This window comes from Methanosarcina sp., assembly GCF_028693135.1.
GTDB lineage: Archaea > Halobacteriota > Methanosarcinia > Methanosarcinales > Methanosarcinaceae > Methanosarcina.
The window spans coordinates 97683-121176 of record NZ_JAQUVZ010000010.1 but is presented as its reverse complement, the minus strand read 5'-3'; the positions used below and the strand labels follow the sequence as shown (position 1 = coordinate 121176).

General features: G+C 45.0%; 21 protein-coding genes, 3 tRNA genes and 1 pseudogene. 13 read left to right on the top strand and 12 right to left on the bottom strand.

Annotation, left to right across the window (positions count from 1 at the left end; all coding sequences use genetic code 11):
• The first annotated feature begins 508 nt into the window (after positions 1–508).
• Both PHF18_RS07200 and eif1A read left to right on the top strand, forming a co-directional pair.
• Entirely contained in the window at positions 509–727 is a 219-nt protein-coding gene (locus tag PHF18_RS07200; RefSeq protein ID WP_300100365.1) for a CxxC-x17-CxxC domain-containing protein, read from the top strand.
• Positions 728–1024: 297 nt separating this feature from the next.
• Entirely contained in the window at positions 1025–1357 is a 333-nt protein-coding gene (eif1A, locus tag PHF18_RS07195) for a translation initiation factor eIF-1A (RefSeq protein ID WP_300100415.1), read from the top strand.
• Positions 1358–1868: 511 nt separating this feature from the next.
• Here the strand turns inward: eif1A and PHF18_RS07190 are convergent.
• The 5 genes and pseudogenes from PHF18_RS07190 to PHF18_RS07170 all read right to left on the bottom strand — a co-directional run bounded on the left by PHF18_RS07190 (position 1869) and on the right by PHF18_RS07170 (position 9220).
• Positions 1869–3254: an aspartate ammonia-lyase gene (locus tag PHF18_RS07190; RefSeq protein ID WP_300100362.1), complete on the bottom strand. Its 1386-nt coding sequence runs from the start codon at positions 3252–3254 to the stop codon at positions 1869–1871.
• Positions 3255–3312: 58 nt separating this feature from the next.
• A complete protein-coding gene (locus PHF18_RS07185) occupies positions 3313–4080 on the bottom strand; it encodes a succinate dehydrogenase/fumarate reductase iron-sulfur subunit (protein WP_300100360.1) in 768 nt (255 codons plus the stop codon).
• Positions 4080–5873 (bottom strand): FAD-binding protein, encoded by a 1794-nt coding sequence (locus PHF18_RS07180; RefSeq protein WP_300100358.1) that lies wholly within the window; start codon positions 5871–5873, stop codon positions 4080–4082. Before PHF18_RS07180 ends, PHF18_RS07185 begins: the two co-directional genes overlap by 1 nt.
• Before the next feature lie 155 nt (positions 5874–6028).
• Positions 6029–7663, bottom strand: a complete 1635-nt coding sequence (locus PHF18_RS07175) for an acetolactate synthase large subunit (RefSeq protein WP_300100355.1) — start codon at positions 7661–7663, stop codon at positions 6029–6031.
• 192 nt (positions 7664–7855) lie between these two features.
• Positions 7856–9220: pseudogene (locus tag PHF18_RS07170) on the bottom strand (NAD-dependent succinate-semialdehyde dehydrogenase).
• 434 nt (positions 9221–9654) lie between these two features.
• On the opposite strand from PHF18_RS07170, the gene PHF18_RS07165 reads away from it, so the two are divergent.
• The 11 genes from PHF18_RS07165 to PHF18_RS07115 all read left to right on the top strand — a co-directional run bounded on the left by PHF18_RS07165 (position 9655) and on the right by PHF18_RS07115 (position 17790).
• The gene (locus PHF18_RS07165) at positions 9655–10275 is read left to right on the top strand and encodes a DUF106 domain-containing protein (protein WP_300100352.1); all 621 of its coding nucleotides are present in this window, start codon (positions 9655–9657) and stop codon (positions 10273–10275) included.
• Positions 10275–10808 carry a (d)CMP kinase gene (gene cmk / locus PHF18_RS07160; protein ID WP_300100349.1) on the top strand — a complete coding sequence of 178 codons (534 nt, stop codon included), beginning with the start codon at positions 10275–10277 and terminating at the stop codon, positions 10806–10808. The genes PHF18_RS07165 and cmk overlap by 1 nt, the downstream gene beginning before the upstream one ends.
• 810 nt (positions 10809–11618) lie before the next feature.
• Positions 11619–12635: an RNA-guided pseudouridylation complex pseudouridine synthase subunit Cbf5 gene (locus tag PHF18_RS07155; RefSeq protein ID WP_300100347.1), complete on the top strand. Its 1017-nt coding sequence runs from the start codon at positions 11619–11621 to the stop codon at positions 12633–12635.
• A 90-nt stretch (positions 12636–12725) separates the two neighbouring features.
• Positions 12726–12808, top strand: a tRNA-Ser gene (locus tag PHF18_RS07150).
• Positions 12809–13133: 325 nt separating this feature from the next.
• Complete coding sequence (locus PHF18_RS07145; RefSeq protein ID WP_300100344.1) at positions 13134–13622, top strand: 30S ribosomal protein S13; 489 nt, start codon at positions 13134–13136, stop codon at positions 13620–13622.
• Between the two features lie 23 nt (positions 13623–13645).
• Positions 13646–14296 (top strand): 30S ribosomal protein S4, encoded by a 651-nt coding sequence (locus PHF18_RS07140; protein ID WP_300100342.1) that lies wholly within the window; start codon positions 13646–13648, stop codon positions 14294–14296.
• Between the two features lie 2 nt (positions 14297–14298).
• Positions 14299–14679 (top strand): 30S ribosomal protein S11, encoded by a 381-nt coding sequence (locus PHF18_RS07135; RefSeq protein ID WP_300100340.1) that lies wholly within the window; start codon positions 14299–14301, stop codon positions 14677–14679.
• 73 nt (positions 14680–14752) lie between these two features.
• A complete protein-coding gene (locus PHF18_RS07130; protein ID WP_300100338.1) occupies positions 14753–15550 on the top strand; it encodes a DNA-directed RNA polymerase subunit D in 798 nt (265 codons plus the stop codon).
• Between the two features lie 232 nt (positions 15551–15782).
• Positions 15783–15870 (top strand) — tRNA-Leu (locus tag PHF18_RS07125).
• A 109-nt stretch (positions 15871–15979) separates the two neighbouring features.
• A tRNA-Leu gene (locus PHF18_RS07120) sits at positions 15980–16064 on the top strand.
• Positions 16065–16920: 856 nt separating this feature from the next.
• Entirely contained in the window at positions 16921–17790 is an 870-nt protein-coding gene (locus tag PHF18_RS07115; protein ID WP_300100335.1) for an alpha/beta hydrolase, read from the top strand.
• Positions 17791–18163: 373 nt separating this feature from the next.
• Here the strand turns inward: PHF18_RS07115 and PHF18_RS07110 are convergent, their stop codons facing one another.
• The 7 genes from PHF18_RS07110 to PHF18_RS07080 all read right to left on the bottom strand — a co-directional run bounded on the left by PHF18_RS07110 (position 18164) and on the right by PHF18_RS07080 (position 23410).
• The gene (locus tag PHF18_RS07110) at positions 18164–18679 is read right to left on the bottom strand and encodes a gamma carbonic anhydrase family protein (RefSeq protein WP_300100333.1); all 516 of its coding nucleotides are present in this window, start codon (positions 18677–18679) and stop codon (positions 18164–18166) included.
• Between the two features lie 136 nt (positions 18680–18815).
• Positions 18816–19166, bottom strand: a complete 351-nt coding sequence (locus PHF18_RS07105) for a hypothetical protein (protein WP_300100331.1) — start codon at positions 19164–19166, stop codon at positions 18816–18818.
• 405 nt (positions 19167–19571) lie between these two features.
• A complete protein-coding gene (gene hypE, locus PHF18_RS07100; protein ID WP_300100328.1) occupies positions 19572–20618 on the bottom strand; it encodes a hydrogenase expression/formation protein HypE in 1047 nt (348 codons plus the stop codon).
• Positions 20619–20679: 61 nt separating this feature from the next.
• A complete protein-coding gene (gene hypB, locus PHF18_RS07095; RefSeq protein WP_300100412.1) occupies positions 20680–21351 on the bottom strand; it encodes a hydrogenase nickel incorporation protein HypB in 672 nt (223 codons plus the stop codon).
• A 241-nt stretch (positions 21352–21592) separates the two neighbouring features.
• The gene (gene hypA, locus PHF18_RS07090) at positions 21593–22018 is read right to left on the bottom strand and encodes a hydrogenase maturation nickel metallochaperone HypA (protein WP_300100325.1); all 426 of its coding nucleotides are present in this window, start codon (positions 22016–22018) and stop codon (positions 21593–21595) included.
• Positions 22011–23129 carry a hydrogenase formation protein HypD gene (gene hypD / locus PHF18_RS07085; protein WP_300100322.1) on the bottom strand — a complete coding sequence of 373 codons (1119 nt, stop codon included), beginning with the start codon at positions 23127–23129 and terminating at the stop codon, positions 22011–22013. Before hypD ends, hypA begins: the two co-directional genes overlap by 8 nt.
• Complete coding sequence (locus PHF18_RS07080) at positions 23126–23410, bottom strand: HypC/HybG/HupF family hydrogenase formation chaperone (RefSeq protein ID WP_300100320.1); 285 nt, start codon at positions 23408–23410, stop codon at positions 23126–23128. The genes hypD and PHF18_RS07080 overlap by 4 nt, the downstream gene beginning before the upstream one ends.
• Positions 23411–23494 lie beyond the last annotated feature (84 nt).

Genomic DNA, 23494 nt, shown 5'->3' with positions numbered 1-23494 from the left:
CTATTCTTTTTATAATGTACTTTATTAAATGATTATGCTGTTACACTTCTCATTTGCTCCAAATTTGAGCTTTCTTTCGATCATTTTTTATAATTAAATCTTTTTTTATGGCAGAGTTCATCTTTGTATGGTCAAAATTATTTTTTTTATGACATGAATTATTTTTGTATGATCTGGATGTTTTTTTTTTTAATTGAGCTGACTATATCTGTTACTTTATCTGTTCGTGGGGGTTAATCAATGAAAACCGCAACCATACGAGCGGTTTTCAAATAAGAGCAAAGAAGGCATATGTTCCCGTTTTTCCATACCTAATCAATAACTCGCGGGCACTGCCCTATATTTTTTGATGGAAAATTTTATATAATTAAACTCCTATGTAATTGTAGTTGAAAATAAAGAGACGTATAATTGTTATTAAAAACCAATTTTTGTTTTTAATCAATAAAATTTATACAATCTTGTTTTTACTCTATAAATATCCGTTATAAACGGAGGTGAAACAAAAATGGGTTTTAATGACAGAGGAAACTCTTCACGTGGTGGCAGCAGAGACAGCAACCGTGGTGGAAGTGGTGGTTTTAGAGGCGGCTTTAGCGGCGGCCCCAGAGAAATGACTAAAGTAACCTGTTCTGACTGCGGTGTTGAGACCGAAGTTCCGTTCAAACCAACAGAAGGACGGCCGGTTTACTGCAGAGACTGCCTTCCTAACCACAGGAAGTTCTAATGATAATCTGGATTGAGTGTTAATTTCATTATTTACTAGATTAACACTCAATTCATTTTCACTATTCGTTTTTTAATTTTCTTTGTTTTTCGTCTTTTGTTTTTAGGGATGGGTCAAAAAATATAAAACATCGTGATTTAATTAACGCTGTTAATAAAATAGCAAATATCTTTGATGGCACCCAAAAAAGAAGGACAAACAAATGGAATTGGGCATAAGAACCAGCAAACACAATTCAGCATTGAAATAATTAAAATCATTAGAGGAGGAATTAATCTGGCTAATTACAGAAGCACAATTCGAAAAAGACAAGCAGGATCTAATAAACCAGTAGGACCAGGAAACGGCACCCAGGAAGTAACAAGGGTACGAACCCCACGTAAGGATAGAAACGAAGTCCTGGCAACAGTAGCAAGTTTACTTGGCTCAAAACGAGTTACACTGCAGTGCATGGATGGAGTAGTCCGAATGGGCAGGATTCCCGGTTCCAAGAAAAAGAGAATGTGGATCCGCGAAGGCGATGTTGTCATAGCCAACCCCTGGGAAGTTCAGGACTCAAAAGCTGATGTTACCTGGAAATACACAAGGCCCCAGGTCGAATGGCTTGAAAGAAAAGGGTACCTCAATTAAGTACCTTAAACAGACCTTATTCGTTTTGCATAGCATTCCTTAACCTGTAGCCTCAATCAACCAGTGGTTTTGAATAATTGCAATATTATAACTACAAACTTAGGAAGAACAAATTAAATATTTATAATTTAAATAGTCTGAAATTCAGATTGAAAATGACCGGGACAATAAATAAAAATTTTTAATTAAAAATCCCACAGACAACCTGCGGATTAATGTGGGAAAACTGTCTCACTGCTGACTTTTTCACGGTCTGCTTTTTAACTGTCAATGTTTTAACTATTAGTTTTTCTATACTGGACTTTCTAATTTTTCCAATTACCTCATTTCCCCAATTACCTCATTTTCCCAATTACCTCATTTTTCCAATTACCTCATTTCCCCAATTACCTCATTTTCCCAATTATCATTTTCCCAATTATCTCATTTTCCCAATTACCTCTTATAGTACGTTTGAAGTCATCAGTACTTTAGAAGGCATAAACAGCAATATGCGCTGGAATTAAGCAAGTTATAATAGCTTTTCAATTTTGAGCAGTTCATCAGCTTCCTCTTTACTCAAAATTCCTTTCATTACTACAACTTCCTTTAAAGGAATTTTCTTCTCCAGCACCTCTTTTGCGATCTCTGCCGCCTTAAGGTACCCGATCTTTGGAACAAGGAAGGTTACCAGAATCGGATTTAGCTTAAGGTAATCCCTGCACCTGTCCTCATGCGCCTTTATACCTTTTACACAACGTTCCTGAAAAACCGGCAGATAATTCGTGAGCAGGGCAATAGATACGAGAATGTTAGAAGTCATGACAGGAGTCATAACATTGAGCTCTAACTGCCCTGCCTGGGCTGCAAGAGCGACTGCAGTATCGTTACCTACAATCTGGAATCCTATCATATCCAGGCATTCAGCCATTACAGGGTTGTATTTCCCTGGCATCATAGAGGATCCGGGCTGTACAGGCGGAAGTTCAATTTCGGAAATTCCGGTGGTTGGGCCGGCATTAAGGAGCCTCAGGTCATTAGCTATTCTTATAAGTTCAAGTGCAAGTTCCCGGAGAGCCCCTGAAAAGGCTGCAAGCTGGGCCCGGCTCTGAAGAGCTTCGAAGCTGTCATCTGCTCTTCGGAAAGGCAGTTTACAAAGTTCGGAAAGTTTTGAGATTACAAGTTCCCGATAACCAGGATGTGTATTCGCCCCTGTTCCGGTTGCAGTGCCTCCCAAAGGAAGTTCCAGGAGATCATCTCTTCTTTCTTTTATCCTGCGTGAAGCTCTTAAAAGAGCCGCGGAATAAGCTCCAAACTCGTCTCCAAGTGTCACAGGCACGGCATCCATAAGGTGTGTCCTGCCTGACTTCGGAATTTCTGAAAACTCTTTTGCCTTTGCCTGAAAAGCTCCCGATAGAGACGCAAGCACATCAAGAAGTCTATCAGTCACAAAAATGATGGCTATGTAGGAAGCAGTTGGAAAAGTATCATTAGTCGACTGGGATCTATTCACGTGGTCGTTAGGGCTCAGGAAATCATAATCTCCCCTTTTTCGGCCCATTATTTCGAGAGCACGGTTTGCGAGAACCTCATTAATGTTCATATTAAAGGAAGTTCCTGCCCCTGCCTGAAAAACATCTATGGGAAACTGGTCCGAATACTTTCCTGCAGGGTCCAAAAGCACTTCTTCAGCTGCTGCCACGATTGCATTTCCTCTATCCCTGTCAAGAGCTCCAAGTTCCATATTCGCAATCGCTGCTGCTTTTTTTATCAGAATGTATGCTTTGACTAATTCAGGCCTTTCCCTGTGCCCGCTGACAGGAAAATTGCAGATAGCTCTCTGGGTCTGGATGCCGTAATAAGTATTTTCCGGGACTTCCATTTCCCCCAGGGAATCCTTCTCAATTCGGGTTTTCAAAATAATAGACTCACCTAGCCTAATCTCAAAAAATTCTTCTTTAAAAGCTTCCGATTTTTTAATCGGGTTTCTTTCCAAGTTCCTTGATTTCTTTTCTAGCCTTCGCGATTCCCTCAATAGGTGGAACACCTTTCGGGCAGACAGCCCTGCAGTTGGCATGGAATTCACAGCCCCACCAGCCGAATTTACTGTTGGCAAGCATGAGCCTTGATTCATCATCAGCCTCACGTGGGTCAATATGGAATCTATACAGCTTTGCAAGAGCAGCCGGCCCCAAAAAATTTATGTCTTTTCCCGAGACCGGGCAGGAACCCACACATGCAGCACAGAGTATGCAGTTTGTGTACTTCTCAAGCTCCTTTACGGCTTCAGGTTGCATGAGCCTCTCCTTCTCAGGGGGTTCGGAAGCCGGTTTAAAGGTCGGCTCAACTGCCCTGTATAATTCGAAGAATTTGCCCATATCCACAATAAGGTCCTTTACTTTTGGCAGGGAAGGGAGAGGTTCCACAAGGATCTCGTTTTCGGGATTCCAGGAAACAGTCTCTTCCATTCCCGGAAAAGGTTTCAGCTTTATTTTACCTTCCCCTTTTAGAAGGGACTCGATCCGGGTCCTGCAGGCAAGTGCTGGGATTTTGTTAATCAGCATTGCACAGCTCCCACAGACTGCCCCTCGGCAGGAATAGCGGAAGGCAAGGGAATCGTCGAACTCTTCCTGGATCTTGAACAGCGCAGAAAGCACGGTCATCCCTGCCAGGGGTTCGATTTCAAAGGTATCATAATGGGACTCTCCTGTTTCCCTATCATAGCGGAATACCTTCAGTTTCATCAGTATACACGCTCCTTTACCGGAAATTTTCCGAGCCTCACAGGCAGGGATTCAAGCACGGGGTTTCCACCTTTTAGCCTGTAGATGGTGTGGTAGAGGAATTTTTCGTCATCTCTCTCCGGGTAGTCAGCCCTTGAATGAGATCCCCTGCTCTCCTGCCTGGCAATAGCCCCTCTTGCAACAGCTTCTGCGATGTCAAATAAGCCCTCAAGCTCGAGAGCAGAGATAAGCGCCTGGTTGAATAGGGGGGATTTGTTGTTGATATGGACTTCAGGGTACCGGGCTTTGAGTTCAAGGAGCTTTTCAAGCCCCTTTTCCATCTTTTTTCCTTCCCGAAAGACTCCAAAGTATTCAAACATCGTTTTCTTCAGCTCATCCCTGAGGCTGTGCATCTTCACCCCGGATTCTCTTCTAAGCAGGGCTTTTATCCTCACATCTTCAAGAGATAGTTTTTCAAGGACCGCCTGCTCGGCTCCGTTTCTGTCCCAGCTTCCGGAAGCAGGGGAAGCCTTTCCAATTTTCTGCCCTGCAAACTTTCCGAAGACCACCGTTTCAAGCAGGGAGTTCCCTCCTAGTCGGTTTGCCCCGTGCACACTGATACAGGAACATTCCCCTGCCGCATATATCCCTAGCAGTTCAGTTGCAAGGTCATTTCCTGCAGCCACACCTCCCATGGAATAGTGCTGGCCGGGCTGTACAGGAATCGGAGTCTCTATAGGGTCTATGCCTGCAAAATCAAGGGAAATCAGCCTTATTCCGGGCAGGCTTTCTGCGATTTTCTTCTCTTTCAGGTGCCTGAGGTCAAGGAGCACGTAGCTGCCCTCAAAACCTCTGCCTTCCTCGATCTCCTGCTGGATGGCCCTTGCAACGATATCTCTTGGAGCGAGTTCCATTGATTTTGGGGCATATTTTTCCATGAATCGCTCATATCTGCTGTTAAGAAGGTAGCCGCCTTCGCCTCTTGCCCCTTCAGTTATCAGGATATTTGTGCCGTAAAGGGTAGTCGGGTGAAACTGCACGAATTCCATATCCTTTAAAGGCACTCCTGCCCGAAGCGCCAGGGAAGCTCCGTCTCCTGTGTTAATCAGGGCATTTGTGGAGCGGGTAAAAAGTCTCCCAAAACCTCCAGTAGCAAGGAGCAGGGAACGGCAGACAAAACCGTGCAGGCTTCTATCTGCGATGTTTATTGCAGTGCAGCCTGCACACCTTTCCCCTTTTCCCGTGCCTTTTTCAAATGAAGAGTCTCCAACTTTTACCAGGGAGGTGACAAAGAACTCTTCGTAAAAGGTAAGTTTGCCCTCATTCGCGTTTTCACTTTTTTCCCTGTCTACAAGCTGTTCATAAAGCGTGTGTAGAATGTTATGCCCTGTCCTGTCTGCAGCATAGCAGGTTCTTGGGAACATCCCTCCTCCAAAAGGCCTCTGCGCTATCCTTCCATCCGGAAAACGGGAAAAGACAGTTCCGAAATGTTCAAGTTCCATTACTGCAGCGGGCGCGTTTTTGCACATGATTTCTACTGCATCCTGGTCAGCCAGGTAGTCCGAACCCTTTACCGTATCAAATGCATGGTCTTCCCAGGAATCATCTGCTACGGCATTCCCGAGAGCTGCATTTATCCCTCCCTGAGCTGCTACGGAATGGGCGCGGAGAGGGTGTACCTTGGAAACGATGGCTGTATCAAGCCCCCGGTTTACCGTCTCAATTGCTGCCCGGAGGCCAGTCAGTCCGGCTCCAACTATAACTACGTCATGTGAATGGATAGGATACCCTGCTTTTTTCTCTGCATCTCCCAATTTTTCCCCCCCGGGTTTGATTTCAACAATGACGGGTTTGCATAAAATGAACCTGCAAACCCTTGAAAAAAATCTGCTTAAGAATAATCCGTTTAAATAAGTTTTGCTCACGTAAATTTTGCTTATGTAAATTTTGGTTACATAAATTTTGCTTATCAGAATTTACATGTAAAGTTTCTCAGTTCTATTGAGAAGGTCTCATAGTTTACGGAATAGTCGATAGGGCATTCGATAACAGCTACTTTATTCAGAGAAAAGGCTTTTTCCAGAACTTCTGCAAGGTCATCACCTTCTTTGACTTTGATGCCTGCAGCCCCGAAACTCTCGGCAAAGAGGGAAAAATCAGGGTTTCCATAGTCCAGTGCAAAGTCCTCAAAATGCATTTTTTTCTGCTTCCATTTAATAAAGCCAAAGGCATTGTCATTGAGAATAAGGACAACCACAGGAATTCCATAGCGGACTGCTGTCTCGAGCTCCTGGCAGTTCATCATAAAGCCCCCGTCTCCGCAGATTGCAAGCACCCGGCGTTCCGGATGGAGAAGCTTTGCGGTAATTCCGGATGAAAGCCCTGCACCCATAGTTGCAAGAGCATTGTCAAGGAGCACAGTGTTCGGAGCATAGGTCTTGTAAAGGCGGGAGAACCAGAGTTTATAAATCCCGTTGTCAAGTGTGATTATGTCTTCTCTCCCAAGCACTTTCCTGACATTCATAACGACCGTCTGCGGAAGAGGAGGGTAACTTTTCCTGGCAGGAGCACTTATTTTTTCCTCTATGAAACGCCTGGTGTACTCAAAGATCGGAAACTCTCGCTTTTCCGGGATGTTTGCGGCAAGTTCCCTGATTGAAGAGGCAATATTTCCAATGATTTCTATCTCAGGATTAAAGTACCTGTCAGGCACTGATTCCACAAAATCGATGTTTATGATCTGCTTATCCAGTTCCCTGTTCCATAGGTAGGGGGGGTATTCCACGATGTCGTATCCCACTGTAATAATCAGGTCTGCTCCCTCAATTCCACAGTTAACATAGTCCCGGGCGTGGATTCCTGTGGCAAAAAGACTGTAAACGCAGTCATCCGGAACTACACCTTTCCCCATCTGGGTGTGTACCAGGTAAATACCCGTACTTCTTGCAAAATCCTCAAGCTCTTTGGCGATAGCTTTCCGGTTAGCCCCCGAGGAAACGATTATCAGGGGGTTTTTAGCCTCACAGATCAGAGCTGCAGCTTTTTTCACGGCTTCAGGATCAGGGGAAGGAATTTTTATTTCACTTCTTTTTTGCACTACTGCATCGGTTTCGTCCTCAGCCACATCTTCCGGGAGCTCAATGTGCACAGCCCCTGGCCTTTCAGCCTCCGCATGTTTGAAGGCATTTCGGATCACCGTGGGAATCATCCCCGGATCGGTGATGGATACGGCTTTTTTGCAGAGAGGTTCCATCATCCTTACAACATCGACAAGCTGGAAACGGCCTTGCCAGTTGTCAGTTAGGGCTTTCTGCCCGGATATGGAGATCAGGGGGGCTCCTGTAAGCTGTGCCTGGGCAACGCCTGTAACCAGGTTAGTAGCTCCCGGCCCAAGGGTTGAAAAACAAACCCCCGTTTTTCCTGTCAGTCTTCCATAAGCTGCAGCCATAAATGCCGCAGCCTGTTCATGCCTTGTTATGATCAATTTTATGTTCGAGTTTCGCAGAGATTCGAGAAAGTCAAGGTTTTCTTCTCCGGGGAGTCCGAAAATATATTCCACGCCTTCCTCTATAAGCTGGGCAACAAAAAGGTCCGAAGCTTTCATAAAAAACCCCAAATATTACTTAATCCTGAATCCAAGTATTACTTAATCCTGAATATTACTCAATCTTAATATTACTCGATTCTTACTTTCAATCTTTGCTCTCTTAACGATTTTTCTTTAAACGGGTTTTTTTTCATTAGCCTTCAATTATATTTATTCGCCTGGATTTGACCGGCTCCCAACCCTTTATTTTTATTTGTTAACCACGATGGTCTTTATGTTTACAAATTCCTTAAGCCCATAGTACGAAAGCTCCCTTCCTACTCCGGATTTCTTGACCCCTCCAAAAGGCAGCCTTGGATCGGACTTTACCATTCCATTAATGGTTACAAAACCTGACCTGATTCTTTTTGCCAGCCGCTCAGCTCTCTTCAGGTCGGCAGACCAGACCTCGGCTCCGAGCCCGAAATCTGTGGAGTTTGCAATCTTCACAGCGTCATCCTCATTCTTTGCCATGATTACGGGGGCAATAGGCCCGAAGACTTCAACATTGCAGACCTTCATGTTCGTACTGGCTGCAGGGATAAGGGTTGGCATGAAGAAAAAGCCGGTCTCCTGTTCCTCTTCGTAAATGTAAGGTGCTGCCCCTTTCTTTTTTGCATCCTTCAGGATCTTTTCAAGGCTGTCAACATATTCTTTTTTTGCCATCGGTCCTATGTCGGTTTCTTCGTCCATTGGGTCCCCGATTTTCAGCTCCTGCATATGCAGTTCAAATGCCTCGATAAAATCCACAACAACATCTTCAATGACAATGAACCTCTTGGCAGCAATACAGCTCTGTCCGGCATTGAGGAAACGGGATTTAACTGCAACCTACGCAGCCCGTTCTATATCCGCGTCTTCAAGCACTATGAAAGGGTCAGACCCTCCAAGTTCTAGCACCAAAGGCTTGATCATTCTTCCGGCGAGCTCTCCTACCCGAGACCCGGCTCCTACGCTTCCTGTAAGCGAAATCCCATCCACAAGGTCCTCATCAATGATTTCCATGGCAGCTTTAGAGTCTATCAACAGGGTCTTAAACACATCTTCAGGCAGCCCTGCTTCGGTAAATACCTTTTCGATCTCAAGAGCCGATCCGGGCACGTTGGATGCATGCTTTAGCAGGCACACGTTTCCTGCAGTCAGTGCAGGCACTGCAAACCTGAAAACCTGCCAGAAAGGGAAATTCCAGGGCATGATCCCGAGAATAATTCCCAGAGGCTCAAAGGCGACATAGCTTTTTTCGGCTTCTGTTTCCATAACTTCGTCTTTCAGAAACTCTGCTGCATTTTCCGCATAATAGTCACAAAGCCAGGCGCATTTTTCAATCTCTGCAAGTGACTGCCTGATGGGCTTTCCCATTTCTTTCGTAATTATCTCGGCATATACCCGCTTGTTCTGCCTGAGTACCTCAGCTGCCCGTGCAATATACGTTGTTCTTTCCTCAACCGAAAGAGAACCCCACCCTGAAAAAGCAGCCCTGGATTTTTCAATCTGGTCCGCGCAGTCCCCAAAAGATAATGCATCGTAAGTCCAGTTTACTTCTTCAGTATAAGGATTAATGGATTTGATTTTCATGCCCTCCCCCCGAAAAAGAGTCCTTTAATAATATCGGAATCCCCGGTATTATAATTTAAAGATATATAAAATTCTAAAAAAGAAATAAAATGTTCTGAATTGCCTTCAGATGCCTGTTCCTTATATTGATTCTAATTTTATATTAATTCTGATTGTGGTGTTTTTTTCCTATTTTTTGGCTCCTTATATTATCTGTCGGCACTACCGAAGCACAAATGCAGCCTGAATCTAACCGAATCGTCCGAATAGTATAACTTATATATACATCGAAACTTATTAACCAGAAATCCTGTGTAAACGTCTTAAACTGGCTCTTGCAGTCCGAGCTGATTTATCAGTGTTTTAATTTGTCAGGGTTTTATCTACTATTAAGGATTCATCCATGTTTTAAAAAATCAGAATTATATTTATTGAACCTGAATGGTGAGGACAACTTGGTTTCAGAGGTATTAAAAAAGCAAATAGACCGATTTCTGCTGGCTTTCGGTTTTTCCCTTATGTTCGGGATAATGATCCTTGGACAGGACTTCAGGCAGTCTGTGGGAGAGGCAGTAGGGGTTTTAATGGACCCTATGCTCATGCTGATCGGGCAGGAAAACTTCCACCTGGCCCTTTTAATTATGGCTGCTATCACTGCCATCTATGCATCCCTTATCCAGAAGTACACCATCGACTGGGAACTCATGAGGAACACCCAGGAGCGCATGAAGTCTTTTCAAAAAGAGTTTAGGGAAGCACAGCTTTCCCAGAATACTTACATGCTGAAAAAACTTGAAGACCAGCGCAAGGATATGATGGAAGACCAGATGAAGATGTCCAAGCAGCAGTTTAAGCCCATGGCTTACATCAGTATAATCTCCTTGCCTCTCTTCATGTGGGCTTATTATTACATTAGCGGGCACGGAGCTGCCACCATGGTCTTTCCCTTCTGGGGTGAACAGCTGCTCACCTCCAAGGCTTTTGGTCCCTTCCAGCACTGGATCTACTGGTACTTTATCTCCTCTCTCGGGATCAGCCAGCTTATCAGGAAGGCACTGAATATCGGTGGGGTTTAATGCAGATAACAGTGAGCGGGCTTCCCGGAAGCGGGACAACAACCCTCTCAAGGCTCCTTTCTGAATACTATGAGCTTGAGCTGATTTCCTCGGGCGAAATCTTCAGGAAGATGGCAAGGGAGAGAGGAATGAGTCTTTCTGAGTTCGGAGCCATGGCTGAAAAAAGTCCTTCCATTGACCTTGACATCGATAAAAACCAGAAATCCATTATCCATACCCAGGACAATATCATTCTTGAAAGTCGGCTTGCAGGTCATATGGCTGAAGGAGTGCCTAATGTGCTTAAAATCTGGATAAAAGCCCCACTGCTGACAAGGGTTCGGCGCATCCAGAGGCGCGAGAAATCAATCTCCTTTGATGAAGAGCTGGGAAAAACGGTTGAAAGGGAAAAGTCCGAAGTCCTTCGTTATAAGAACTATTATGGGATTGATATCACAGACCTATCAATCTACGACATTGTTATTGATTCTGAAAAATGGAACCAGTATCAGACTCTTGATATCCTCAGGGTTGCGATTGACTCACTTATTTGACTCTCTTATGGGGTATGAGTGCTTTATTTTCACCAGTCTGCCGATTTACCGAAGCGGAGTTTTTTAATCAAGCGTAGGGTTTTATCTGCCGAATCCTGATATTATGTATATCTATACTTGACATCTATACTGGATATCTATACTGGATATCTATACTTGACATCTATACTGGATATCTATACTGGATATCTATACTTGACATCTATGTTTCTTGCTGGGTATCTGCTTTATATATGTCCTGTTGACTCTCTGCAACCGTTATGACGGCTGCTCTACAGTCAACTACCCCATGCTAAACAGTGGGGCTTGCAAAAGCCCTGGTTGACCAGCCTAAGTCTTAATTAACTACGTTGGAAATGTCATGATACCTACGAATGCTTCCTCAGTTTGTAGCTCTATCGTGTAGCATTAAAAGTCCTGAGAGGTAGGGGCGGTGTAGTACACCTGACAAGCATATCCAACATTGGCGAGGGGAGGCGGTTATCCAAAACCGTGTTACCTGCTACGGAAATTCGTTTTCAAAGCAGAGTGGAGAAATCCAAACGTGGAACGGAATGCCAGAAAGTTGACGGCATTCCTCCCTGCGCTAAAGCAACAGGGCTTCCTGCCTGTCACATGTGATTACCTGTACAGGGCAAACTATCTTTACTGGAAATTGTGTACTTTCCTGATATTTCAGGTTTACCACAGATGTTTTATATTTATTCGAATACTTCAGATACGATTATCTCAGATCTAAAGAGTATTTTATAGATCTGTACACATTACTCACTTGAACCCATAACCATAACCCAGGAGTTTTGAAAAAACATGTCATCCGCCGGCAAACTACCAGCTGAAGTTGAAAGAACCCTTGTCCGGAAGTCCGGCGCCTGGACAAATCCATCCTACGGCTGTTATCCGGAAAAGCGCCCTATCCTTGAATATATAGAAAAAGGAGTGGTGAATATTGACAAGCCCAGTGGACCTACAAGCCATGAAGTTGCAGCCTGGGTAAAAGCTATCCTTGGAGTGAAGACGGCAGGGCATGCAGGTTCTCTTGATCCGAAGGTCACAGGGCTTTTGCCTACCCTGCTGGGAAAAGCTACAAAAGCAGTACCTGCCCTGCGCCTCTCCGGAAAAGAGTATGTCTGCCATCTTAAGCTTCACAGGGCTATGCCTCCAAAGCTGATTCGCCAGGTCTGCGAGGAATTTACAGGCCCTATTTACCAGATGCCTCCTATCAAATCAGCCGTCAAACGTGCCACAAGGGTAAGGACAATCTATTACCTGGAAGTGCTTGAAATTGAAGGCACGTCGGTGCTCTTACGCGTTGGATGTGAGGCAGGGACTTATATCCGGAAGCTTTGCCATGACATCGGGCTTGCTCTGGGTTGCAGCGGGCATATGCAGTGGCTCCGCAGGACTAAAGCAGGACCATTTACGGAAAGAACCATTGTCACTCTCCATGAACTGAAAGACGCTTATGTTTCCTGGGAAGAAGAGGGGGATGAGTCCGAACTGAGGAGGGTTATCCGGCCAATGGAATCTGCCGTATCCCACCTCCCCAAAATAATCCTGCGGGACAGTGCAGTGGACGCAATTTGTTCAGGCGCTTCCCTGGCAGTCCCTGGTATCACAAGCCTGGATTCGAATCTGGCTAAAGGGGAAATTGCAGGGCTCTTTACCTTAAAGGGGGAATTTGTGGCTCTCGCGAAGGCTGATATGAGCACTGAAGAGATTCTCAAAGCTTCTGCCGGTATTGCAGCTTCTCCTATTCGCATACTTCTGGAAGCAGGAACTTATCCCAAAGGCTGGACTAAAAAAGAGGAGCGTGTTCAGCTCTAACTTTTTAAATTCTTTTTTCATTACACATTCCTAGAATAAGCTTTATATATCACTATTCCGTTATGGTATAAGTCGTGCCATAAGCTTTGTGCCGAGGTAGTCTAGTGGTAGGGCGCAAGCCTGGAAAGCTTGTGGGGCTTAGCCCCTCGGGAGTTCGAATCTCCCCCTCGGCGTCAGATTTTTCTTATTCTGATGTCATACAAATTTTTCAGTATTTCGTTACATATTTCCTGTACTACTTCAACTATTTTCTATTCTACTATTCCTGTGCTTTTTTGATACTTTTTCTTCACGTCTTTTTCCTTATTCAATAAATTCCCATTACCTTCTTTCAGTCCTTCCGAACATTCACTTTCAGTGAGGGGCGAGCGCAGATACCCTTATATACTGGCAGCTTCATGTAAAGGAACTCATCAGTATATGCTGTAAAGAAGCTCCTTTTGAGAGCTGCTCCTGATTTTCGTCTATTCTTTAGGGTATTCGATCAGGGGCTACAGGATGCTGTATGCACTCCAATGGAGGAAGTATATGGTTGAAGCAAAAAATAACGAAGAACTAAGGCATCTTGTTCGGATTATGAATACCGACTTGCAGGGCGCAAAGCCCGTACAGTATGCTCTTACAGGTCTTCCCGGAATCGGGAGGCGTACTGCAATACTTATTGCAAAGGGCGCAGGGGTAAACCCTGCAGCTATACTTGGATACCTCCCGGATGAGGACGTAGTCAAACTCGACACTGCAATCGGAAAATTTGAAGATCTTGTCCCTACCTGGATGCTTAACAGGCAGAATGATCTGGCTACCGGAGAGGACAAGCACCTGCTCGGAACGGATATCCTACTGACTTTCAGGGAAGATATTAACAACCTGAAGAAGGTCCGTGCCTACAGAGGTCTCAGGCACGAGAGAGGCCTTAAGGTAAGAGGACAGAGGACAAAATCCACAGGCCGCCGCGGATCAACTGTTGGTGTGAGCAGGAAGAAGTAATTTTTCGGTGAAGGTGATTTGAAATGGCATATCCAGGTAAAAAAAGTAAAAGTTACGAGACACCCAGGCACCCATGGCAGGAAGCCAGGATGGCTGCTGAAGTCCAGCTTGTGAAGGCATACGGCCTCAGAAACAAGAAAGAAGTCTGGAAAGCAGCTAGTATGCTCAGGATGTACAGATCCGAAGCCCGAAATCTGCTTGCTCAGGAAGGCGGACTTGAGGGACACCTTAAGACTCAGTCCGAAGAAATTCTTTCCAAGCTCATTCGCTACGGTATTCTCAAATCGGAATCTAACATTGACGATATTCTCTCTTTAAAGACTGAAAATATCCTTGAAAGAAGACTCCAGACCCAGGTTCTCCGCCTCGGGCTTTCCAGGACCGTTGTCCAGGCACGCCAGTTTATCACTCACGGCCACATTGCAATTAACGGAAGAAAAGCTACAATTCCGGGAATGCTGGTCTCAAAGGAGGATGAAATGCATGTAGGGTACTACGGAAACTCCCCTCTCATGAAAGAAGCCCATCCTGAAAGACCTGTTCAGGTGGCATCCTACCTTGCAGACAGTGCAACAACCCTTAAGGCTGCGGCTGAGGCAAAGCAGGCAAGAGAAAGACCTCCTGAAAGAAGAGGCGGTCCAGGTGGAAAGAAGAGAAGAGGAGGGAGGAGATAAACATGGCAGAAATGAAATGGGCTGTGGCTCACATCAAATCCTCATTTAACAACACGATCGTTACGGTAACTGATATCACCGGGGCTGAAACTATTGCGAAGTCCTCTGGTGGTATGGTCGTAAAGGCTGCAAGGGACGAAAGTTCTCCTTACACTGCCATGCAGATGGCAGGCCAGCTTGCTGACCAGCTCAGGGACAAGGGCATCAATGGCATCCACATCCGGGTAAGAGCTCCTGGAGGAAACAAGCAGAGAAGCCCCGGACCCGGTGCACAGGCTGCAATCAGGGCTTTTGCAAGAGCAGGAATCCGCATTGGCAGGATCGAGGACGTTACTCCGGTCCCACACGACGGCACCCGTCCGAAAGGCGGAAGGCGTGTATAAAGAGAATTATTAAGAGAATTCTTCAAAATTCTCTTTTTTTAATGTATTTAAAAATTAAGGGGAATTAAGGTATATGACGATGGAAGTAGACATTCTGGAGTTATCGGACAGATCTGCAAAGTTTGTGCTGTCCAGGGTAAGCACGGCTTTTGCCAACGGAATCCGGCGTGCTATGGTCGCCGATGTCCCCACTCTTGCAATTGAATATGTAAACCTTTACGACAACACCTCCATACTCTATGATGAACAGCTGGCTCTCCGTCTCTCCTTAATCCCACTTGTAACGGATATAGAGACGTATAGGCCTCAGGCTGAGTGTGACTGCGAAGGAGTAGGCTGTCCCGCCTGTGAGGTCTCCCTGACCCTCAGTGCAGAAGGTCCTGGAATCGTTCATTCGAGTGACCTCATCTCCGCTGATCCCAAGATCCAGCCAGCAGATCCGAATGTACCGATTGTTGAGCTGAAAAAGGGACAGAAGCTTGTGCTCGAGGCTATTGCCCACATGGGCTACGGTAGAGACAGCGCTAGATGGCAGGCAGGCGTTGCATGTGGCTACAAAAACGTGCCTATTATAACCATTGAAAACTGCGATGCCTGCGGGCACTGTGCGGCAGAATGTCCCAAGGGCATTATCATGGTTGAAGAGGCCGGAGCAAAGATTGCCGCGGATGACGTCATAAAGTGTTCCCTCTGCAGGCTATGTGAGAAGGTCTGTGACATCAATGCGATAAAGGTAGACTACGACGAGAAAGCCTTTGTTTTCACCATGGAGTCCGATGGTTCATATACGGCTAAAGACCTTGTCCTTAACGCCGCAAACGTGGTTAAAGGCAAAGTTGAAGGTCTGATCACAATTCTGGACCAGCTCTGAATCCCGATTCATCGGGTTTTAACACCATTTTTCCGACCGTATTCTGGCCTGAAAACCCTCTTTACAGGGGATTTCCTGCGCCCGGATACCTCAGGAATTATTCCGTTTACTGTGAGATCTTTCAACAATTATTATCAGCGTCCCTCACGGCTCGAAACGTTTATATATTATCCATGATATTGTGAGGAAGTGCAAGGCGCAAAGCGCGCCGGAATTTAATAGAAAACAAGATGCGAGGGTTGCCCAGCCAGGTCAAAGGCGCTAGGTTGAGGGCCTAGTCTTGTAGGAGTTCGTGGGTTCGAATCCCATCCCTCGCACCAGATTTCTTAATATTGCTAACTTTAAATTCAATACGTTTTTACATAAAATTTTATAAAAAAGTTCTTAAAGTCAAAAGTGTTTAAGCCTATTCATTTGCTACATCGAAATGCGAGGGTTGCCCAGCCAGGTCAAAGGCGCTAGGTTGAGGGCCTAGTCTTGTAGGAGTTCGTGGGTTCGAATCCCATCCCTCGCACTAAATTTCTTACTATTTTTAGCTTTAAATTCAATACTTTTTTTATAGAAAACGTTTATAATAAAGTTTATACTAAGGAATGATCTATATATAATTTCAAGTATTTCTGTTACCATGAATGATTATTTGGGAAAATGAAACTATAGAGTAATTCCCTAACTGAAAAGTTGAAGCTATATTTTTATCATTCCTAAGTTCTTAAAGCCTATTCATTGCTATATCGAGATGTGAGGGTTGTCCATCCAGGTCAAGGGCGCCAGGTTGAGGGCCTGGTCTCGTAGGAGTTCTTGGGTTCAAATTCTATTCCTTGTATAATTATGGCTTAATCCGGTTTTTTATTTTGTTCCCGGCAATGATGAACATGTTGAGAATAAGAGAGCAGCGCATTGGTGAGTCGCTATTTCGTGCATTTATACCTTCATAATATCAGATCGTCTCACGGGTTCGATGGGCGATGCTTGGCGCTGGTGTGTTCTTCTTGTGCTTATCGGGCGAGGGAGGGGGGAGCCGGGAGCTGCCGCAGTGCTCGTGCAACCGCCCTCTGTGTATCGGGATATGGCTTTAATGCATCGACTATGCATGACTGTATCTGTACCCACTCGGGGAACTGCAAAAAGATCCCGATGGTTGGTGAGGACTCAATCTCCGGTGTCACTTTCCCAAGTAGTTAAAAAACACCCCTGACCTCCCTCCTACCCTGTATGGCGGTACGAGTATCGCCCTGTAATGACAACTCTACTTCGATGGGTCCGGGTTTGTAATAACTTCGTCCATCTCCGAGTCATCGGGGAAATATCAACACCAGATTCTGTTTGCCTTCTCAAACAATATCTGCCAAGAATTTGAGGGTTTTACAATGTCCAGCCAACTATCATCTCTCAAAAGTTCAAAAGGTGAAGTCGAGTATGTCTCAGCTTATGATGCTGTTCTGAAACTTTGGCCAGTACATTTTGAAGAAAATGATGTAATGACCCGCTTCGGAACTACCCATGTCATCGCGAGCGGATCAAAAGGATCGCCATCACTGCTTGTGCTGCATGCTACTGGCACAAGTTCCACTATGTGGTTCCCAAACATCGACGCCTTAAGCAGCGCTTTCCGTGTTTATGTTGTCGATATCATTGGTGAACCCGGAAAAAGCCGGCAGTCCCGGTTACTCAGAGATAGGGAGGATTGTGCTAACTGGCTGGGCGAGGTAATGCAGGGTTTGGGTTTAAAGCGAACGAATATTGCCGGATTATCGTATGGGGGGTGGCATACGCTCAATTTTTCTTTATTTTTCCCGGACAAAGTTAACAAAATTGTTGCTCTTGCACCTGGAGCTTCAATTCTGCCGTTCAGCTGGTCGGTGCTCTTAATGCTCCGCCTGCTCCCTTATGTGCCCATCAAACCGAACCCGTTTAATAGTTTTTTTAACAAGGGTTTTCACCCAAACGAATTGTTTGCCAGGCAATTCGCGAGTGGTGTAAAACATTTTCGCTACTCTAACCCTAAAAAAAGCATTTTCCCTAACGTGTTCAGTGAGGTTGAGCTAGGCAGAATCAATGTTCCAACACTTTTTATTGTCGGCGAAAATGAGGTTATTTATGATCCAGTCGATGCTATCGAAAAGGTAAATCGATTGATACCAAATGTTGAAACAAAACTGGTCCCGAATGCAGGCCATCTGGTCTCAATGGAACAGCCTACACTGGTAAATCAGCATATTTTAGAATTTCTGGGATAACACGATCCTTTATTTATCGCTATAGAGGCTGTTGCCTAACTAGCAGAAAGAGTAAATCGGGTTAATGAAATTCCATGGAGATATTCTTCCCGGACAAAGATCTATCAACCCGAATAATGGTCCAATATCTTCATTAAAAATCTTGTTTTTCTTATCCATTATTACCGACCTGAGTTTACCCCCATCCTCTTGTCATAATCGTTCGGAGATTTCTTGAAAAACCTTACGCCATTGATAATATAAAGGTGAGGGCCTAGTCTAGTAGGAGTTCGTAGTTTCGAATCCCATCCCTTGCACTAAAAAACTTTTTTCGGATAATCTTTGAAGCTTCTTTGATAATCTTTGAAGTTTCTTTTTCACTTCTCTTTTCAGCTTATTTTTTCGCAGTTTCTCTATATTCTTTTGTCATCTCTACGTACTCAGCTGCATTTTCTTTTATAGCCTCAACATCTGACTCGTTAGTTTCTCTTTTTGCCGTCCCCGGAACTCCGATTATAAGGCTATTAGCCGGAAACTTTTTTCCCTGGGGCACAAGTGCATTTGCCCCCACAATGGAATTTTTCCCGATCTCTGCCCCGTTCAGCACAGTTGAATTCATGCCGATAAGCACATTATCTTCTATTTTGCATCCGTGAAGCACAGCCCCATGCCCTACTGATACATTATCTCCAACCTGAACCCCGTTTTCAGGGTCTGCATGAATCACCACGCCGTCCTGGATGCTTGTCCTGTTTCCGATCTTTATTTTGTTCTGATCTCCCCGAAGCACGGCATTGAACCATATGCTTGAAAAACTCCCTACCTCAACATCCCCTATTAAGTCTGCAGAATCCGCAACAAAAGCCATTTCGGAGATTTTCGGGCTTTTGCCTTTAAAATCCATTATCATCTTAATCCTCCGCCTTTCAAGATGCTATTTGTTTCTTTATTTATCTTATTTATCGGCATTGTTTATGTCGTTTCTTGATTTTAGCTCCTGCTTTCGTGGAGTCTTCTTTTTACATGCCTCTAAAATAGCTCTCAGTTTAGATCGCATACCGATACACAAGATATGCGATGACTAATATTGTTAGAATTGGACGGAAGTTTGGGCTGCTCAATTCCATGTATCCTGTATTTCTTCCTTCAGGCTTCTGTCGCTTAAGAATGTGGTCTATTATTGAACTGATTGAAGGGTTTGTCAAATATTCCTTTTTCCTGTAAGTCACCATGAGTTTGAAGTGTATTGCTGTTAAAACAAAAGCCAGGACGAAAGTTGTAAGCCCGCCGATCGAAATGTATCCTGTATAATCCAGTGCACCAATGGCCAAAAAAGAAACAAAATATACCGGGATTGAGCGCCATAGTTCTTCTTCCACAATGGGATCCCGTTTCACGCTTTAACTCCTAATTATTCTCTCATCACATGTTTTTTTATTATGTGCTTACTTTTGCCCACTCCTTTAAAAACGTTGTGTTTCCCGAGTTTCGCCACCCGAGTTTCGCTTCGGGAGCACGAGGTCCTTTTCGCTGCGCTCAAGAGGACTACTTGATGGTTTTAGCAGTGAATTTCGCTACGCTCAAGCGGACTAGATTACAGATATTTCTGACCCGTTAAACCATATTCTCTAGATCGAGTCGTTCCTATCACGCTCGACGCAGGAGAGCGGTCTTACAAGAAAAGAGAAAAAATAAGTGAAAAATAAGTTAAATATACCAGGTAATCAGGTAAAAAATCCCGAAAAGACGGGAAAAGAGATCCAAAAGAAACCAGCAATTAAAAGCGACCGAAAAGCCTGTAGTTAACAGACTCTGGGGATCGGGTCTCCTGCCGGCACGTCCACGTAACGCATGCCACCGAAGCGGTTCCTGAGGATTACTTTGCCTTTATTTTCGGCAGTGACTTCTCCTATGAGGGCTGCATCCCTGCCGTAGGGGTGCTTTCTGAGGATTGAGAGGACTTCTTCTTCGAAGCCGGCTTTCACTCCGATTACTGCCTTTCCCTCGTTTGCAACTTCGAGGGGGTCGAGACCCAGCATTTCGCAGGCTGCAGTGACTGCGGGCTTGAAGGGGATCAGGTCTTCTTCGAGCAGGATTCCTGCTCCGGCTTTTGCTGCCATTTCGTTGAGGGCGTTTGCAAGCCCTCCGCGGGTAGGGTCTTTCATAGCCGTTACTACTGTGGCTCCTTCCGGGGTCCGGAGTTTCAGGATCGGTTCTATGAGTTTCCAGAGAGGAGCGGAGTCTGAGACAAGGTCGGTATCGAAGTCAAAACCTTCCCTGTGAGCCATAAGAGAGATCCCGTGGTCGCCTATCGTGCCCGTGACAAGGAGCTGGTCTCCTGTTTTCAGTCCCGAGTCCCTGACAGGGCTGTCCGTTATGCCAAGGCCTGCTGTGTTCAAGATTATTGAATCAAGGGCAGCTTTTTCCATGGTCTTGGTGTCGCCTGTAATTATAGGGACTCCAACCTCAGCAGCAGTTTTGTCCATTGTTTTGATTATCTCTTCAAACTCATGAATTGAAAAACCTTCAGGGACAATGACTGCGCAGGTAAGAGCGAGAGGCTTTGCTCCCATCATCGTGAGATCGTTGATGGTGCCTGAAACTGCCAGACGTCCGATATTGGTGTCCGGGAAGAAAGCAGGGGTTATCACGTGGCTGTCCGTTGTCAGTACAAGTTCGGAGGCGGGGTTAAAGTTCTCAAGTCTGATCGTGGACCCGTCATCAAGGCTTTCAAGCCCTATTGAGCCTGCGCTTTTGTTGCGAAAGTTTTTAAGGATAATTTCCCCTATAAGCTCCTGCATCACCTCTCCGCCTGCACCGTGTTCCAGGGAAATGGTATTGGCTTTCATATCCGGTTTCCTTTTCCTTTTCCTTTTCCTTTTATCCGCATTTAAATCGCTTTTAATTGCCTTACTTTCTCTGAGCTTCCTGTGCTCTTCTGAGCCCAAGTTCAATAAAGCTTATCCAGGTCTCAAGGCTCTCCCAGTCGTGCTTTGAAGTAAGAATTACAGGTATATCAGGGTTTAAGGAAAGGATGTCCTCCCTCATTTTCTCGGCGTCAACATCAACCGCATGTGCAATGTCAACCTTGTTTATGATAGCAAGTTCTGAAGTTTTGAAAATCATGGGATGCTTGAGGATGATATCGTCTCCTTCAGTGACGCTCACCACAACCACTCTGAGGTGTTCTCCAAGCTTGAAGTCCACAGGGCAGATCAGATTGCCCACATTTTCAATAATAAGGAGGTCCGTATTGTCAAGGTCGATCTCATCGAGGGCTTTCTCCACCAGCTTTGCGTCAAGATGGCATTCCTTTCCAGTGTTTACAGGGATTGTCGGCACTCCGAGTTTCCTGAAACGTGAGGCATCCATCTCTGCGATAACGTCACCTGCGATTACCGCTGGTTTGTATTTATCTTTGAGATGCCTGACTGCCTCTTCGATCAGAGTAGTCTTTCCTGACCCGATGGCTCCCATAACGTTGACAGAGAAGACTCCGTGTTTGTCAAGGGTCTTCCTGTTTTTTTCGGCAATTTTGTCATTTGCCTTGAACACATCGTGTCCCATGTGGATTACATGCATTAACATAAATATCACTCGGGGTTGCTTGATTATCTCGGTGAAAAATCCGTTTATTGATCTTGAATTAGATTTTGCAGAGCAGGATGTATGATTAAGGTAGGTATGTTTGAATGAGATTTTTAGTGAGTATTTTTTAGTAGTATTTTTTAGTAGTATTTTTTAGTAGTATTTTTTAGTGAATATTTTTTATTGAGTATTTTTTAGTGAGTATATTTGATAAACCTGCTACCTTTTACCACATTTATATGTTTGCCTGCATGGAGGTTAACTTTTCTATTTCTGTCTCAATATCGATGCTTTTTATAATCAGTTCTCTGCCTCCTGTGATACGAGCATTTTTCCCGCATACCGGGCATTCAAGCGCTACGATGTATTCCAGAAGTTCGCTTCGGAGGTCGTCGTCCTTTCCGATCTGGGTTTCATCCACAGTGCCTGTGTATCCGCATTCGCATTCCAGGGATGGAGGGATCATCTCTACAATGAACTCCGCATTTTCGGCAATGCTCCCCTCTGCAATAGCCTTAAAGCAGAAGCTCAGTTGTTCCGGATTTGTATGGGCAAGCCTCCCTATTTCCAGGATTACATGCCTGACTTCCAGGGCTTCGTGAGCTTTTGCAGTTGCTATTACCTGTTCAAATATCTCACAGGCTATAGAATACTCATGCAAGTCTGCTTCCCCCTTCACGCGAGTACCTGAACCAGTTGTAGCACATACCTTCCTGGCTGACCATGCAGGGTCCTACCGGTTTTTTAGGGGTGCAGTCTTTCCCGAAGTTGGGGCACTGGGAAGGTTTTGCTTTCCCCGTGAGGATAGCTGCACAGATACAGCACTTCTTATCTTTTTTCTCCGCTTTTGCTCTTATCTCTGCAAGGGAATCAGAATAAAGGTCTTCGTGCTTTTTTGAGGCGTTTTTTTCCTCATACTCTTTCCTGAGCACCAGCCCTGAACCATCTATATTTCCAATGCCTCTCCAATCGGACTCCGAAGTTTCGAATACCTCACTCATTATTTTCAGGGCTATTGTGTTTCCTTCCGGTTTTACAGCCCTCGGATATCCATTGTCTACCCTTGAGATTCCTTTCTCTACCTGCTCCAGGAGCAGGTTTATGCCTATGAGAATATCTCTTGCCTCAAACCCGCTTACAACAACGGGAAAACCTTTTTCTGCAAGAGGTTCGAAGGGCTTTGTCCCTATAATGGTTGCTACATGTCCGGGGGCAATAAAGGCATCAACTTCGGCATCTCTAGCAAGAAGCCCAACTGCAGGAGGAGTCTGTTTCTGAGAGGCGAGGAGGCTGAAGTTTTCGGGTGTATTTCTTAGAAGGGCAGCTGCATTGGCAGGGACTGTGGTCTCAAAGCCGACCCCAAAAAAGATCACTTCGAGCTCAGGTTTTTTGTTTGCCAGGGATACGGCATCATCAATGCTGTAGACCATCCTTACGTCTGCTCCCCCAGACTTTGCATCCAGCAGGCTTTCTGCCGAACCAGGGACCCTCATCATATCCCCGAATGTGACTACAGTTGCTTCACTCTTTGCAAGGGCAATCGCTATGTCAATGTCTTCTTCGGGAGTGACGCACACGGGACAGCCGGGGCCGCTTATTACTTCTATATTCTGCGGAAGCACGTTTCTGAGCCCGTATTTTGCGATGGTCCTTTCGTGCGTACCGCAGACATGCATTATGCGGAGTGAGGTTCCAGAGGCTTGAATTCTTTCCAGAAGCTTTTTTTCAAGTTCGGGCATACCGGGCTTTAAAGAAGAATCCTCGTTTTTCATAAACCCTCAGCGTCCGTTTCTTCGGAGTTCCTCTTTTCAGAGATCTCCGAATCTTCAAGGCCTGATATCTGACGGAGGAGACGCATGGTTTCTTCACTCTCTTCTTTTGATATTTCGGATATTGCATACCCTACATGGACAAGGACATATTTCCCGAGCAGAGATTCACTGGCACCTCCGAGCAGGTCCATGTTTACATCTCTGCAGATCCCTCCCATATCAACCGTGGCAGTGTTTTCGTTGACGATGGCTTTGATTTTGCCAGGAATAGCTATACACATGTTACCTCTACTGTTTTTCATCCCTATTTTTCTTATTAGAATCTAATAATTACGAGATCTAATTTTCAGTGAGAACAATCCTTT